The organism is Pseudoalteromonas sp. OF7H-1, from assembly GCF_022347825.1.
Classification (GTDB): Bacteria; Pseudomonadota; Gammaproteobacteria; order Enterobacterales; family Alteromonadaceae; genus Pseudoalteromonas; species Pseudoalteromonas maricaloris.
Genome location: NZ_JAKRFX010000001.1, coordinates 324,761 through 340,068 on the forward strand (window position 1 = coordinate 324,761; position 15,308 = coordinate 340,068).

General features: G+C 44.5%; 11 protein-coding genes. 7 read left to right on the forward strand and 4 right to left on the reverse strand.

Translation table 11 applies throughout. The features are described from left to right. The first annotated feature begins 780 nt into the window (after positions 1-780). The gene (locus tag MHN30_RS01510) at positions 781-2,229 is read left to right on the forward strand and encodes a RimK family protein (RefSeq protein WP_239357411.1); all 1,449 of its coding nucleotides are present in this window, start codon (positions 781-783) and stop codon (positions 2,227-2,229) included. After that, complete coding sequence (locus MHN30_RS01515; protein WP_045964265.1) at positions 2,229-3,338, forward strand: GNAT family N-acetyltransferase/peptidase C39 family protein; 1,110 nt, start codon at positions 2,229-2,231, stop codon at positions 3,336-3,338. The genes MHN30_RS01510 and MHN30_RS01515 overlap by 1 nt, the downstream gene beginning before the upstream one ends. A gap of 66 nt (positions 3,339-3,404) precedes the next feature. On the opposite strand, the gene MHN30_RS01520 is transcribed toward MHN30_RS01515, so the two are convergent. After that, positions 3,405-5,243 (reverse strand): di-heme-cytochrome C peroxidase, encoded by a 1,839-nt coding sequence (locus MHN30_RS01520; protein ID WP_069018929.1) that lies wholly within the window; start codon positions 5,241-5,243, stop codon positions 3,405-3,407. A 184-nt stretch (positions 5,244-5,427) separates the two neighbouring features. Between MHN30_RS01520 and MHN30_RS01525 the strand changes: the two genes are divergently transcribed. The 5 genes from MHN30_RS01525 (at position 5,428) to MHN30_RS01545 (ending at position 12,114) form a co-directional block, all read left to right on the forward strand. Then, positions 5,428-6,930, forward strand: a complete 1,503-nt coding sequence (locus tag MHN30_RS01525) for an ethylbenzene dehydrogenase-related protein (protein WP_239357423.1) — start codon at positions 5,428-5,430, stop codon at positions 6,928-6,930. Next, entirely contained in the window at positions 6,927-7,598 is a 672-nt protein-coding gene (locus MHN30_RS01530; protein WP_239357435.1) for a DUF1566 domain-containing protein, read from the forward strand. The genes MHN30_RS01525 and MHN30_RS01530 overlap by 4 nt, the downstream gene beginning before the upstream one ends. Positions 7,599-7,609: 11 nt before the next feature. Then, positions 7,610-9,574, forward strand: a complete 1,965-nt coding sequence (locus MHN30_RS01535) for a pre-peptidase C-terminal domain-containing protein (RefSeq protein ID WP_239357449.1) — start codon at positions 7,610-7,612, stop codon at positions 9,572-9,574. Positions 9,575-9,830: 256 nt separating this feature from the next. Beyond that, entirely contained in the window at positions 9,831-11,558 is a 1,728-nt protein-coding gene (locus MHN30_RS01540) for a hypothetical protein (RefSeq protein ID WP_239357451.1), read from the forward strand. Positions 11,559-11,646: 88 nt separating this feature from the next. Next, positions 11,647-12,114, forward strand: a complete 468-nt coding sequence (locus tag MHN30_RS01545; protein WP_239357453.1) for a DUF4920 domain-containing protein — start codon at positions 11,647-11,649, stop codon at positions 12,112-12,114. Between the two features lie 3 nt (positions 12,115-12,117). Here MHN30_RS01545 and MHN30_RS01550 read toward each other — a convergent pair whose 3' ends face one another. The 3 genes from MHN30_RS01550 to phaC all read right to left on the reverse strand — a co-directional run bounded on the left by MHN30_RS01550 (position 12,118) and on the right by phaC (position 15,277). Further along, the gene (locus tag MHN30_RS01550) at positions 12,118-12,606 is read right to left on the reverse strand and encodes a hypothetical protein (protein ID WP_017216263.1); all 489 of its coding nucleotides are present in this window, start codon (positions 12,604-12,606) and stop codon (positions 12,118-12,120) included. Between the two features lie 115 nt (positions 12,607-12,721). After that, complete coding sequence (locus MHN30_RS01555; protein WP_045988373.1) at positions 12,722-13,402, reverse strand: hypothetical protein; 681 nt, start codon at positions 13,400-13,402, stop codon at positions 12,722-12,724. A gap of 108 nt (positions 13,403-13,510) precedes the next feature. After that, positions 13,511-15,277 (reverse strand): class I poly(R)-hydroxyalkanoic acid synthase, encoded by a 1,767-nt coding sequence (phaC, locus tag MHN30_RS01560; protein WP_239357469.1) that lies wholly within the window; start codon positions 15,275-15,277, stop codon positions 13,511-13,513. Positions 15,278-15,308 lie beyond the last annotated feature (31 nt).

The window sequence follows — 15,308 nt, forward strand, 5'->3', positions numbered from 1 at the left end:
AATAGCTGATTGGCGAGAATTCTTGAATATCTCGCTTATTCACAAGTAAGAAATAATAATTTCTAAGCTAGCTTTATTTAATAATTTTAGTTACTTAGAAGCAAAAAATTGCAATTTCAACATGCAAACCACCTGCAACAAGCAAGGAGTGACTTATCTGAGCCTTTTCACTTCTCTTTGAATGTCAATTTTGCAACATACTTTTATCATTTATTTTAAATAATTGAAATTACACTGCATTACACATTTGCATTGCTTTCTCTTAACTACGACTCAAGTAACCCAATTGCTCGCATTCTTAACGATTCGAGAGACCTTTAAATATCTATCTTGAAATCATCAATAGGTGCTCACTCTCGCTGTTTACTCACGACTTCCTATCAGATGAACTTAAGGCTTATCAGCTTGCAAATATAAGCAACTATAACCAAAGTACTCATAGCTCGTGGCGTTCCTAAGCATGCCTACCATGTGCTATTTCATCCTTGATATCTGTTTGTAAACACGAGAAATCTTAATCGTTTCAATCAAATCTGATTGTATATGCTTTTATGGTTTTTAACTGTTTGAAATTTAATGGTTTTATTCCGATCTTCGACAGCAAGAAAGATTTATCTTGAGAATCAAAATTACTCAATTGCTAAGTGCTATATTTAAGATTACAACTACTCCACTTTAATGTGGGCCTTGAATTTGCCCACTAACCCTATGTTAAATCGTGGGGTGCCTAAACCATCATGTACTGATGTGCTAACGCATCGCCACCTAAGGATTATTTAGATGCTATCTACTCTATTCGTTGTTGATCAAAATGCAGATGTACTGCCTTTGGCAAATAACGTAGTGACGTTTGAAACGTATTTGCAAGAGTACCCAAAGCTCGGTGAATCAAAACTTCGAGTGATTAATTTATGTGACTGTGACCGTTATTTAAGCCAAGGTTATTACTGCTCTTTACTTGCTGAAGCGCGTAATCACCAAGTGCTTCCGAGTCTAAAAGTTATTAACGGTTTACGTGATGGCGATAATGCGTTGTTTTTATCGCAAGCTTGGTTTGATAAGCGTGGGATCGCGATTACCAATGACGCTGAGTTGATCATTTGTATGGGCGAAACCCAACAGCCTGAGTTTAGTAAGTTGGCGGCGTATTTATTTCAGCAATTTCCAGCGCCTTTACTAAAAGTGACATTACAGCAGCAAGACAAAGGCGTGCGTGTGCAGGTGCAGCGACGCGACTTTTCGACTCTGCAGGTGGCGCAGCTTGAGTTTTGTACTCAAGTATTAGGTCATGTGCATGCCACTCAGTGGAACAAACGTAAGAGTCACAAAAAGTATCGCTGGGATATTGCGATGTTGGTGGACCACGATGAAAAGTTGCCGCCAAGTAACAAAGGGGCGATCAGCCGCTTTGTTAAAGCCGGTGAAAAGCTTGGCATTAAAGTTCATCCATTAGAAGCGGCTGAGTTATACAACTTAGGCCAATACGATGGGCTATTTATTCGTGAAACCACAGCGATTGATCACCATACTTATCGCCTTGCGCAAGAAGCAGAGCAAAAAGATTTAGTGGTAATTGACGATCCAAGCTCGATCCTACGCTGTTGTAATAAGGTGTTTTTACATGATGCCTTTAATTACAAGAAGGTGCCAAGTTTAGAAACGCGATTTGTGAGTCAGTGTAATGAACAAGTAATCGATAAACTCATTGCTGAGTTATCGCTACCTATGGTGCTTAAAATGCCTGAGAGTTCGTTCTCAAAAGGCGTATTTAAAGTAAAAACCAAAGAAGAACTTGGCGAACGTTTACAAGAGCTGATGAGCGTCTCTGCGATTGTGTTGGCGCAAGCTTACCTATACACAGATTACGACTGGCGTATTGGGGTGTTAAATGGCCGTGCAATTTACGCATGCCGTTACCATATGGCACGTAACCATTGGCAAATCTATAACCATGAGTCAAAACGCAATTTCTCGGGTGGGTTTGACACGCTACCAACGTTTGAAGTGCCAAAAGCGGTGTTACGCGCAGCGTTAAAAGCGGCGGCAGTCGTGGGTAATGGTTTGTATGGTATTGATATTAAAGAGCACAACGGCAAAGCCTACGTGCTTGAAGTAAACGACAACCCGAATATTGACCAAGGGGTTGAAGACAAATATCTCGGTGACGAGCTGTACATGCAAGTGATGTCTGAATTTTCAAGACGTCTTGAAGCGAGAGGTAAAAAGTAATGTTGCAAGCCGCGTTGGTGCTTGAAAAGGCGACACAACAAGATTTGAACTCACTGAATGCGCTGGAGCAAAACTGCTTTAGTGCGGATAGACTGAGTCGTCGCCAACTCAAGCATTACATCAGTTTTGAACATAGCCTGCTGCTCACTGCAAAGTTGGCAGGGGAACTTGTGGGCTATGGGTTGCTTTGGTTGCACCAAGGAACGCGGCTAGCAAGGCTTTATTCATTGGCGGTATCGCCTCATCATCAAGGTAAAGGGATCGCACGCCAACTGATGTCTGAGCTTGAAGTCAGAGCGGGTGAAATGGGCTGGTTATATATGCGTTTAGAAGTGGCTAAACGCAATGACGCGGCCATCGGCTTATATAAACGCATGGGTTATCGTGTATTTGGCGAGTATCAAAACTATTACGCGGATCATGATGACGCGCTAAGAATGCAAAAATGCGTGCGCAAGCTGTCGCAAAAGGCGGTGTTGCATCAGGCTCCTTGGTATCAGCAAACGACAGACTTTACCTGCGGGCCGGCGTCACTGATGATGGCAATGGCAAGCATAGATCCAGGCTGTATGGGCGATCAGGCCTTAGAGCTTGAAATATGGCGTGAAGCGACCACCATCTTTATGACTGCAGGTCACGGCGGCTGTCACCCATTTGGTTTGGCATTGGCTGCGGAGCGCCGTGGTTTTGCGGCAGAGGTGATGGTGAATACGGCGGGCCCACTATTTTTAGATGGCGTGAGAAGCGCGCAGAAAAAACAGGTGATGACCTTAGTTCATGAGCAATTCCGTCAAGAGTGTGAATATCGTGATATTGCTATTCACCAAGCCGATGTAAAGCTTGAACAGGTTGAACAATGGTTGTTACAGGGTAGTGCGGTATTGGCTTTGATCAGCACTTATCGGCTAAACGGTAAAAAAGCGCCGCATTGGGTGCTTATTACGGGTTTGGATGAGTTGTGTTTATATCTTAATGACCCTGATGTTGAGGATGACCAAAACCCTATCGACTGCCAGCAAGTACCCATTGCAAGGTCAGATTTTGAAAAAATGATGACGTTTGGCGCAAGCAAATTAAGTGCGCTGGTGGTGTTGCACGAGTCATTTTAACTAACGTTTTCGGTTATAAGTCAAAGGGCCTGTATTCGGCCCTTTGTTTTTAGCGTTACATGGCGTTTATAGCGTTTTCAAAAACTCAACGATTTGCCACTTTTCATTGTCACTCAAGGTAGTGCCGTAAACGTGACCGCTGTTATCATTGCCCGGCATCACTTCACCGCTGGCTTTGTTCACTTTGAACTCGTTCATGCCTTGATGAGTAATATAGCCAACATTGATAGGGTCGAATTCGCGACTGCCAACCCAGAAGGTATCTGGGCGTGACTCTGGTGATTGTAGTAGTGACCATAGGTTTGGCACAGAGCCATTATGTAAATAAGGCGCGGTTGCCCAAATTCCATTCAACGGCCTTGCTTTGTAGACACCCGCATCGTAAAAGCCATCCACACAATCTTCGTTAGTATTGGGGGTTAACTGTTGTCTATTTGCCAAATAGACTTTGAGGCGCTCTTCAATGGATTTTTTCACGGTGGTTTTCTTACCATCTGGCCCGGTGCGCTCTGCTATTAAGCCCGCCTCGATTGCTTTGATGGGATCTTTTAGCACTAGACCCACAACCCCATTTACTGGGATATCGATAGCGCTATCCACGGCTTGGAATTTGTCTCCCGCGATAATGTCGGTTTTTGTGCCTTCCAAGAACAATGTTTTTGCCATGTGGCAGCTTGCGTTATTAGACATAGTGGGATCGGTACCTATCTCTTTTACTGGTACTTTTACCGCTTCGTAATCCTTGAGTAGATTTTTTTGGTCAATTAATTGATGGCAGTTGGCGCAATTTGCTTGGAATAGCATTTTTCCTTGTGCCGCCTTATTGGTGTCAATCCCTGGAAGGTATTGCTCAGGCCAAGCTGGTGGCAGAAGTGTTTTTACCCACGCTTCTAGTTGCCCTAACGCATGCATGTCTACCGTTGAGCTATATCGAGCATGTTTCCCCCAAACGCGCTGCCAAACCGGTGCTTCTTCAATGGATAACGAACCAAACACACCGACAACTTCCCCAATGTTGCGTACTAATGGGCCGACCACAGGAATATTGGGGGCAGAAGCATTCCACTGCACAACATTTGACTGGTGCGTCCCCCATAAAAATGGATAGGAGACGGGTGCGGTGGGCGCATTTTTATTGTTAAGGTCGTCAAGCGCAAATGCCGTGCCGGCGTTTTGTATATTGCCAAACGCATCAAGTCGAGCATAGCTAGTAAAATCGTCTGGATAGTCTTCGGGCAAGTCATTAACGGTTTGTCGCTCGGCGGTTGCAAGCGCCACATGCTTGAGATCGTCTCGGAGATCATCAATCAATTCTTGCGATGCCCCTTCTTTTAATACGCGCATCGCGAAACGGCTAAACTTTTGATTATCGTTAAGGGTCGCCTCTAACGCGGCATTTAGGCGGCTAAAGAAGAGTACAAAGTTGGCGAGGGTGGGCGCACCTTCTACCAAGATTTTTGTGCCGTTATAGTCAATTTGGTTAGTGTGACATGCCGCACAGGTCATCCCGACCCAAGCTTGTCCCGTGGTTTGATTGTTATGCACGGCAAAACCGATGGGCAAGCCTGAAGGGTTATTGGCGGCGGTTTTACTGGGCAGGTAGCGCAGCATTTCCATATGTTCGCTATCGCGAAAGAGCTTTTTACTGTTGGGCTGCTCTAACCAAGTAAACCAAGTATAGGGAATGATTTGTGACCCTTGGCCTGTAAACCAAAAGTCCTGCCGAAGTTTATCTGACCACCCTTGATTGAGCCAAACTCGCTCAGGCACTTGGCCAGATTCTGCAACTGGGTCGAGCGTTTCTTTGGGCACTGAAGGTTTTTTACTTGGTGAGCTACAACTTGCGAGAAACAGTGTGCAAGCCACTGCCGCACTTACATATTTTATTACTAGTCTATTGTTCATGTTGAACTGTCCGTGACGGTGGAAGTATCAACTACCTTAGTACAAACTAATTAACAATCAAGTTACACGACATTACACGTGTCGCTAATTCACAAGATGAGAAAGTCTCATCTTTCCAAATATGAAATATTTATGTAAATTTATTTGTTTACACTAAATTTACTTTATTTATTTGGGAGCGGTTGTGCGTCGAAGTAGTTTTGCCATTTTTCATGTTATGGCGGTAATAGTTATCTTGGTTGGGTTACTGACTGGCCCTCGCTTGGGCATTATCAATCATGATTTTCTGGCGTTTCTTTCGCCTTTGCTTCCACAAGGCGCGTTGCTGTCAATGCATGTGTTATTTGGTTGCTTACTCACCTTGATTGCGATTGTTTTTACTGTGGCAACCATTCGCGCACCGTTTCGTGGCGCACCAAGTAAGTTTGATAAAGCCGTTAACTACTTTGGGTATCTGGTTATCGTGCTGAGTATAGTCACAGGATGGTTACTTTGGCTCAATCCAGAGAGTCTAAGTTTAGTGATTCATGGGTTATCAGCGACAGCCATTTTTTTGTATTTGGTGTTACATGGCATAAAGCACACGGTGTTTAAGGGCAAGCAAGTACTGAGCGTATTATTGCCCCGAAATGCGCTTATTTTACTCAGTTGCAGTATTGCTCTGGTGTATTTTTGCGGCCTTGGCATACAGCTTATTGTTGCAGATCAGCATTTACGGTTAGAAGTTGCGCCGCTATCAAGGCAAAGCCACGTTGAAATAGACGGTAAAGGAGACGAGCCACAATGGTTGCGTGCTAAGCCTATTAAATTAACTACATTTGGTGGTGCAAACTTCTTGGATGGGAGTAGCGAGGTCGAAATAAAAGCGTTGAGCAACCATGATGAAACCTTCTTTCTGATCCGCTGGCAAGATCCGACCGAAAGCCTAGAGCATCTGCCGCTGGAAAAAACCTCGGACGGTTGGCAAGTACAAGAAAATGGCTTTTATCGCTTTGACGAGCGCACTTATTACGAAGATAAGTTTGCCATCATGCTATCGACAACCTGTGAACTAGGAGGTGATGGCACCGTTCAATACGGCGATGCGCCGCTTGCAGGCAAGCCCCGTAACTGGCATGGCAAGGGCTATCATGCAAGTACGGACGGCCGCACGCGAGATTTATGGCACTGGAAAGCGCTGAGAACCAATGACATGTACTTGGCCGATGATAATTTTTTTGGGCCGCCTCAAAGCGTTGCACTTGGGCAAAGACGCTACACCGCAGGGTATCAACCTGATGGCAAAGAAAGCGGTGCTTATGTGATGAACTGGCGCTGGTACTCACCGACTGAGGTTACGCCAAAGCGAATGCCAATCCCATCGCCAGATATCACTGAGCGCAAAGTCCTTGATTGGTTTGCCAGCGAAACCTACAACCCACAACGAGACATGGCGAAAATTGGCGAACAGCTCCCGTCCGTGTTGTACCGTTCAAATCGTTTTGAGGGAGATAGAGCCGATGTTAGGGCTAGGGGAGAGTGGCACGATGGTTATTGGACGCTAGAGCTGGTACGTAAACACCAAACGCATTCTCCCCTTGATGTTGAACTACGCTCTGGTGTTTGCATGTGGGTCTCCGCATTTGATCACGCACAAATTGCGCATACTCGTCACCACAGAGCGATTCAATTGAGGTATATGCTATGACCGTTGCCTCACGTTTAATACTTAGTTTAGCGATTGCCACTGTGGCGATTAGCTACTTGTTATTCAGCGCCCCTGAGCGAGAAATTCCAACTCATGCACGCTTTATTAAAGTGACCAATGACATGCAATTTTTGTCTGTATGGCAGGGCCCTTGGCATTGTGTCTATGACAAAAAGCTTAATCTGCTTTGGGAAGTAAAACGAGATGATGAGTCTATTCACGATGGCTATTGGAGTTACTCTTGGTATGACGGTCAATTTGGTCATGCTGATCAAGGTGATTGTTATTTCGAAGCATCCCACTGCGATAGCCAAGATCTGATCCGTAAAACCAACCAAGCTTCATTATGTGGTAGTGCCGAGTGGCGCTTACCTACACCTGATGAGCTGCGCTCTTTAATTCAAACACCAAATAGTCCCGGACAACCCCATATCGCAAGTGATTTTTTCCCACACATTAAAAATGGTGACTATTGGAGTAGTGAGGCCAGCGTGCCGTTACCCAAGTCGTTTAAGCGTGAAAAGTTAGGAGCAACGGCTGTGAATTTTCAATCTGCCGAGACGCTTTCGCTCCCATATGCAAACGCCGCATTTGTCATGTTGGTGGCTACGCCGTCAACATCACTCTCATTGGCTCAAAGTCGTGTTGAGCCTGTTACTCTAAACTAGGAACCAAGGAAATGAAATATACTCAAATGGCAACTTTTGTGGTTGCAGCTGGTCTATCTTGTAGCAGTTTTGCTGCGAGTGACTACCATCGTCTTGTGTGGGACACCAGTCCAAGCACTTCAGCAACAATAGGATTTACACCCACGTCAGGCACTAATCATATTGTTAAATATGGCAGCACAACGGATGAGCAGAGCTGGCAAAGTGCTGCGGTCAGCGCAACGCATACCTTTGACGGGGGCCTCTCAAGTTCATTTGTGAAATTAACCGGCTTAGCCCCAGATAGTGCGGTTTATTATCGTGTTTGTGATTCACAAGGTTGCGGTCAGCGTTTGTGGTTCAGAACTGCGCCGCAAACGGCATCAGGGATCACTGCTGTAGCTGGTGGTGATACGCGCACGGGTTGGACAACACGCCGTAAAGGCAATGAGTTGATCGCTAAAATTCGACCGCTATTTATTATGCATGGTGGCGATTACACCAATGCAAACTCCGTTTCTGAAATGCGTGAATACTTAAAAGATTGGCAATTAACCTTTTCGGATGATTTGATTGATGGCCTTGCATACAAGCGAATTTATCCATTTGTAGCAACACATGGCAATCACGAAGACGATAACTACAAAACGCTATGCGAAGTATTTGGCGTAGATTATGACCAAGATGGTGCGTGTACAGCAAAAGATACCTATGGTGCTTTTAACGTGGCGGGGCTGTTAAGGGTTTATACCTTAAATAGCCAATTTAAAAATAGTGGCTGGTCGAGCTATGCCACAGCGATGAACAATTGGCTGAAAAGCGACTTACAGTCTCAGGGCAACAGCGCAACGTGGCGTATCGCTCAGTATCACAAGCCGATGTATCCTCACTATTCAGGTAAGTCAGACAACACCATATTACACACTTGGTGGGCACAAGACTTCTATAATAATGCGATGAACTTAGTGGTAGAGTCCGATACTCATATCAATAAACTGACTTACGCACTAACGCCTACCAGCAATGGCTTTACTGCAACGACCCAAGGCGGTACCGTTTATGTGGGTGAGGGAAGCTGGGGTGCACCGGCGAGAAGCGCCAATGATCCAAAAAGCTGGACTATCGACCTTGCGAGTATTCAACAGTTTAAAGTGTTGAGTGTGACAAATGATAAGCTTACTGTTCGAACTGCTGAGTTTTCAAGCAATGCAACTGCCTTATCTAAGGCGCAGCGAGATGCCGATCCGCTCGCGTTACCTATGAATATGACATGGTGGTATGCCGCCGAAATTGGTGATGAACTGAATCTGATCAAAGCAAGCAATAATCTATCTGTGATAGAAACCCCCATTGTTGAGCCGCCAGCTGCAATTGAACTTATCAGTGGTCAAACACAAGCGAATGTCACTGGTGCTAAGTCTTCTCAGACACTTTATTACATTGATGTGCCAGCAGGAGCGACGCAGCTAAAAGTTGAAACGGCGGGCGGCAGTGGGGATGTAGATATGTATGTGCGCTTTAATGCGGAGCCAACGAAACAAAACTACGATTGTCGACCCTATAAATCAGGTAATAATGAAGTCTGTACGATTACTCCAGTACAAACAGGTCGTTACTATGTCATGCTTGATGGCTATGAGAGTTATTCAGGCGTTGCGCTAACGGCTACGGTTTATACTGACACTCCTCCAGATCAAGGCAATAGCCAGCAATGGTTGGATCAATCCGCCAGTAAAGGTCAGTGGCAGTATTATACTTTTGACGTGGCACAGGGGACACAGAGCCTGCAAGTCAAGGCATCGGGTGGTACTGGAGATGCTGATTTATATCTGCGTTTTGGTCAACAACCAAATAGTAATACCTACGAATGTCGGCCTTATGAAAATGGCAATAATGAAACGTGCACAATCACCAATCCAAATGCGGGAACTTGGCATATTGGGCTCTATGGTTACGCCGCTTTTTCAGGGTTGACTCTACAAGCAGAAAGTCAATAATCCTGTAAATGAGAGCTTGGTGGTTATTGGTGTAACGATCAAGCTCATTTTAAAACTGACCGAATATTGAAAGTAGCTTGACCATTCACAATTAATGGAATTGAGACAATAATCGAGGTACAATACCGCTGCATTTTTGGACATGCAATTGTCTTTATGCAACGACCTCTGACGCGCGCAATCGTTGCGGTTCGTAGGGAAGAATAAATTTACCACGTGTTTGGCTATGTGCCGTGGTGATAACAAGGAATCAATTATGAATACAAAACTTCTCGTTGGCTTAGGTGCGGTGGCTATTGCCGTTGGTGCTTATGTAACCACTCAATCATCTTCTTCAAGCATTGCGATGGAGCAACTGGAATACGTTCCGGCTGATACCGCTGTATTTTGGGGGCAATTAACGCCTTTTGAGCAGCAAAAATATTTATCTTTTATGCCTGAAGCGCTTAGAAAAGTACAAAACCTTGAAGAAGCAACTGGGCTGCTTAGAAAAGAAAATGACAAACATCTGAATTTTCTGGCGACGTTATTAGAGCAGTACAATCTAGCGATGACATCCTCTGAGCAAATGAAAGCTATCTTAGGTATGGGTGAGACAGTTAGAAGTGTATTCTACACCGTTGGTTTGTTACCGACGCTGCGTTATGAGCTTGCAGATCCTGAAGCTTTTCAGCGCACAATAAAAATGGCTGCAAAAGATGCCGAAATTACATACCAAGAAGATACGCTTGATGGCGTCGCATTAACGCGTTATCAGCTTGAGTTCGCGCCAGAAGCTAAAATTGAGCTTATCACATCCGTGCAGGGTCAATGGGTAACGACGACATTTAACACGCCAATTAATACTGAAGCGGATTTAAAAGTTGCTTTGGGTATTGCCAAACCAGCCCAGTCACTGGCGCAATCTGGCAAGCTTGAGCAATACAATACGCAGTTTGGTTTTGATGGTTCGTCAATTGCGTTTCTGAACCATGTGGCTATCGTCGATGGCATTACTGCAAATAAGCAGTCTGATTTGACTCGTATGTTAGATAACCTATTGCAGCTAGGTGGTGGTACTGAGAAATTAGCAGCGGTACGTGCTCCTGAGTGTCAGGCGGACTACAGTGAAATCGCCAACCTGTGGCCTGCAACGGTATTGGGTACCAAGAATATCAAATTTACAAATTCCGCAATCGACTTTGAAGTTGATACTGTTGTGGTGGGTAAAGATGCTGAACTGATGAAAGCGCTTGGGTCGATCCGTGGCTTTATTCCTGCGCACGTCACCAACGGTGAAGAGAAAGTACTAGGGTTTGGCTATGGTGTTGATGTTGCAAAAGTTGCGCCGCTTGTAAACACCCTTTGGGGCCGCTTTACTAAAGCTGAATTCAAGTGCTCTGAACTCGTTGCACTACAGCAGCAAGCGAAACAAAACAGTCCAATGGCTATTGCGATGATGACAGGCATGGCGAACTCGGTTAAAGGCGTGAGTGCGTCCGTTTTTGATCTTGTTATGGAGCCAAACGACCAAGGCACGCCGGAACCTAAAACGTTTGATGCGCTAGTCACATTGTCTGCCGAAGATCCTTTAGTACTTGTTAATACGATAAAAGGCCTTGCACCTATGCTGGGTCAAATTCAAATCCCAGAAGATGGTACTCCGGTTTCAATTAACCAGTACATTCCATCTCCACAGCCATTGGGTATGGATATCAAGTTGGCGGTTAAAGGCGATCACTTAGTGTTGTTTACGGGTGAAAAGGCGACAATTATTGCTGAGAAAATGGCAAACCAAGCGCTAGAAACCAATGGCATGACGCATTTTAGTATGGATGTGCAAGCGTTTTTAGCACCAATGTTAGAAGCGGCAAAAGCGACAGATCTCACTATAACTGATAGTATGGATGCAGTTTTACAGCAAAATATGGTGCTTGAGTTTAGTATGGATGTTGCAGATCATGGCCTTGTATTTGGCACTGATATGAAGCTGAAAAAACTATAACGAGCAAAAAACCAAATGATGTTGAAAATGCCGACTTTAAGTCGGCATTTTTGTTTATACTGGCTGTAATTTTTGAGAAGGAGGTTTTATGAAATTACAAAATAGGTTGCTGCTGATGTTGGCATTGCTTAGCACTATATCTTATGCAAGTGATACCCAGTTTGGTGGTGGTGCAGACATGAGTAAGCTCGTTGCGGCCAAAGACGTATTGAAAAATACTGAGCAGTTTGTGGGGAGTCAGATCACGCTGTCGGGTGAAGTGGTCAAGGTGTGTAAAAAACGCGGTTGTTGGATGACACTGAAAGTAGATAACGGCGAGGAAATAAACGTAAAGGTACGGGATGGCGATATGGTTTTTCCAATGTCTGCCATTGGAAAGCAAGCCTATGCGACTGGAGTACTCGAGCAGTTCGAGTTAGACATTGAGAAAACGAAGCGTTATTTGGCTCATAGAGCACATGAAAACGGTGAAGTGTTTGATGCAAGCAAAGTCACTGAGGGAATGAATCTAGTTAGGCTCAAACCGGATGCAGTAACGATTTTAGAAGCACAATAAATGCTATTTCACAAGTACAGCGTACTCGAAGTTTGTGCGCTGTGAATTTGGACTGATCACTACTTGGTAAGTGTCAGCGCCAAGCATCACATAATTTACTTTGCCGACTTTAAGTGGCTTTGGTGTACTATCTAAGTCCATGATCCAGACACCAGTTTCCGTATCCGGAGCCAAGTTTATTAAGGTTCTTCCGGCGTTATTTGGAATATATAAAGCGGCATTGCTACTTTTACCCCAAATCGCTTTGAGTTTGTGGTTTTCCGACACTAATGTGTAATCCGCAGGACCGGAAGGGCGCATATCGGTCTGACGTTTGATTTCACACTGTTCACATTGAATTGAGGGAGCTGATAGGTGCGTTTGCAGCTGCCCATCAAAAATGATGCCTTCTGAGGCGATTCTCCACAAAGATTGACCTTCGCCCAGCTGGTGGCATCCCGACATCAGTAAGGCTGAAAATAGCAGGCTGTAATGTTTGTTGAAAATAGGCACCGGATCACCAAAAGAAACTAGTTAAACCGGTACAAATAGTAGCTAATCTTTAGCGCTAATATAAGGCCTTAACGTTAACGAATGTAAAAGGCCGCATCCTAGAAATACTTAGTGTTTAACTACTACAGCCGCTGCCACAACTTGAGCCACTACTACAACTTGAGTTTGAAGAGCTTGAGGAAGAGGTGCTGCTGTCGCCACTGTCCATTGACGTACACCCGATGTGTCCAGCATAGGTTGTAGTGCTGGAATCGCCTTTGGTAATGGGCTCTCGAAAATCGGTTGCCGAGTAGTAATAGCCATTTGGGATATTAAGTAAGGCATCCAGTGCGAATAATATAGGTAAAGCAGCTGGTCTTCGCGGGGATATGCGCTCGATGCTACAGCAGGCTAGCCATGTTTTACGTAGACTAAGTTGAGCTTTGTTTTTCCCTTTCATTGCCTCAGATGGACAATGATGTAAGAAACGGTCAAAGGCCTCGTAGCAAAAGGAGTGATACTCTTGGGTGTGTAAAATAAATTCATGCCACAGCGCATCGACAACCCGAGAGGGCATAGCTAAGGATTGATCTTCGAGCAATAAGTTCGCTTGAAAAAACTGCTTAAGACCTAACTCAACTTGTGTCAGTTGCTCATTAGTAAGCTCTGGATAATGGCGGCTAAGTTTGGGTCTTAAATGTGTGAGGTCGTAATCTTGAATAAAACTACGTCTACGTGCCGTCGTTTTTACTTTTTGATATTGTAATACGCCAACAAAGGCTACGAACGCCGCAACAAGTATAAGAAATCCAATCATGTTATTTCCCTATATTTTTGTGTCCTAGACTGACCGAATGCATAGAATGTGTCAATAACGGGAAATATTAGAAGCAAGATTGCTTGCCTCTAATTGATTGTAAGTTTCCTAAATACTCTGTTTGACGTATTCTCCGGGGGCATCGTAAATCCCCGGTTGTTCATCACTTTGCGCGGCACGGGCTGGAACTTGCTCTGGATTTATTTGATGTAACCACTGCGCCCAATGCGACCACCAGGAGCCGCTTTCATGCTTTGCCGAAGCAAGCCACTGGGCGGGGTTTTCTTGGTCTTGTCCATCAAACCAATAACCATATTTGTTTGCACTTGGCGGGTTGACCACACCAGCAATGTGACCTGACTCCCCAAGCACAAAGGTGAGCGGGCTGCTGAGTCTTTTGGCGCCCTCAAAAGTGCCTTGCCACAGCGCAATATGATCGTCACGAGTAGAGAGAAAGTAGACAGGTTGCTTTACTTTACTGAGGTCAATTTTAGTGCCACGAATACTGACAGACTTGTCTTCAATAAGCTGATTATTGAGATATAAGTCTCGTAAAATAAAGTTGTGGCAGGCCGCTGTTAGATTTGTACTATCACTATTCCAGTAGAGTAAATCTAAGTCGGCGGGCGCTTTGCCTTTGAGGTAGTTATTAACGAAGTAATTCCAATACAAGCTGTTTTCTCTCAGCATACTAAAAGAAGTACCGAGCAGATGCCCTGACATCACGCCATTTTGATTATTATACTGTTCTAGCGCATTAATGGTGGGCTCATTGATAAATGCGCCAAGTTCACCTGGCTGAGAGAAATCTAAAATTGTGGTCAGCAAGGTTGCACTTTTTACTCTTTGTTTGATGCGCTTAGCAGCAATATAGGCCATACATGTGGTGAGTAGAGTACCGCCGATACAATAACCCACAGTATGGATTTGCGTTTCGCCTGTTTGTTTTTCTGTTTGCTCTAAAGCACATAACACACCGTCGACGACATAGTCGTCAAACGCAATATTTGCCATGCTTGGATCTGGGTTTTTCCATGACATCATTAGCACGGTATACCCTTGTTCAAGTGCCCATTTAACCATCGAGTTATCTGCTCTCAAGTCCAAAATATAGTATTTATTAACACATGGCGGCACGATAAGCAGGGGAGTCTTGTGCACTTGCTCCGTAGTCGGGTGATATTGGATCAATTCAAACAAGTGGTTTTGGAATACCACTCTACCCGGTGTACAAGCTAGGTCTTCTCCAAGTGTATAGGCATTTTCATTGGTCATGCTGACTCGGAGCATTTCAGTACTTTTGGCTAAATCTTTTTTTAAGCGCGCCAGTCCATCGAATAGATTCTGCCCGTTACTTTCTAGTGTCAGCTTGAGTAATTCTGGGTTGGTTGAAACAAAGTTGCTCGGTGATACTGAATTAACGGACTGTCTCGCAAAGAACGCTAATCGCTCTTTAAGTTTAGGGTCGAGACCTGGAGTATTTTCAATGGTGTTTTGTAGTGATTGTCCAAACCAAAGATAGCTTTGTTTAAGGTAGTTAAACCAAGGATTTTCTTGCCAATCTGGGTCTACAAAGCGTTTGTCTCCACGCTCAGGGCTAATAATGTCTTCTTTCTCATCGGTAGTTTGCGGCATAAAACTGTTTTGAAAAATAGCAAACTGAGTTTGCCACCACGCATTTTGCTGTTTAATAAAGGTTTCCGGTTGCTGATTGAGTGCACTGAGCCAACTTTGTAAGTCGGCTTGGTTTTGCTCATTTAATGCATTTTGTAATGGATTCTCTTTACCAAAATTTGTCGCTGCGAGCTGCCACAATTCTTGGTTATATTGCCACCACGCAGTTAACCCTTGCTCAATATTTGCTTGAGTGCCCATACAGGTAGATCCTTTGTGTTGTTTGAACGGG

What these genes read in the sequence shown, in the direction of transcription:
- MHN30_RS01510 (WP_239357411.1), top strand. Translation starts at nt 781, where the DNA reads ATGCTATCTACTCTATTCGTTGTTGATCAAAATGCAGATGTACTGCCT.
- MHN30_RS01515 (WP_045964265.1), top strand. Translation starts at nt 2,229, where the DNA reads ATGTTGCAAGCCGCGTTGGTGCTTGAAAAGGCGACACAACAAGATTTG.
- MHN30_RS01520 (WP_069018929.1), bottom strand. Translation starts at nt 5,243, where the DNA reads ATGAACAATAGACTAGTAATAAAATATGTAAGTGCGGCAGTGGCTTGC.
- MHN30_RS01530 (WP_239357435.1), top strand. Translation starts at nt 6,927, where the DNA reads ATGACCGTTGCCTCACGTTTAATACTTAGTTTAGCGATTGCCACTGTG.
- MHN30_RS01535 (WP_239357449.1), top strand. Translation starts at nt 7,610, where the DNA reads ATGAAATATACTCAAATGGCAACTTTTGTGGTTGCAGCTGGTCTATCT.
- MHN30_RS01540 (WP_239357451.1), top strand. Translation starts at nt 9,831, where the DNA reads ATGAATACAAAACTTCTCGTTGGCTTAGGTGCGGTGGCTATTGCCGTT.
- MHN30_RS01545 (WP_239357453.1), top strand. Translation starts at nt 11,647, where the DNA reads ATGAAATTACAAAATAGGTTGCTGCTGATGTTGGCATTGCTTAGCACT.
- MHN30_RS01555 (WP_045988373.1), bottom strand. Translation starts at nt 13,402, where the DNA reads ATGATTGGATTTCTTATACTTGTTGCGGCGTTCGTAGCCTTTGTTGGC.
- phaC (WP_239357469.1), bottom strand. Translation starts at nt 15,277, where the DNA reads ATGGGCACTCAAGCAAATATTGAGCAAGGGTTAACTGCGTGGTGGCAA.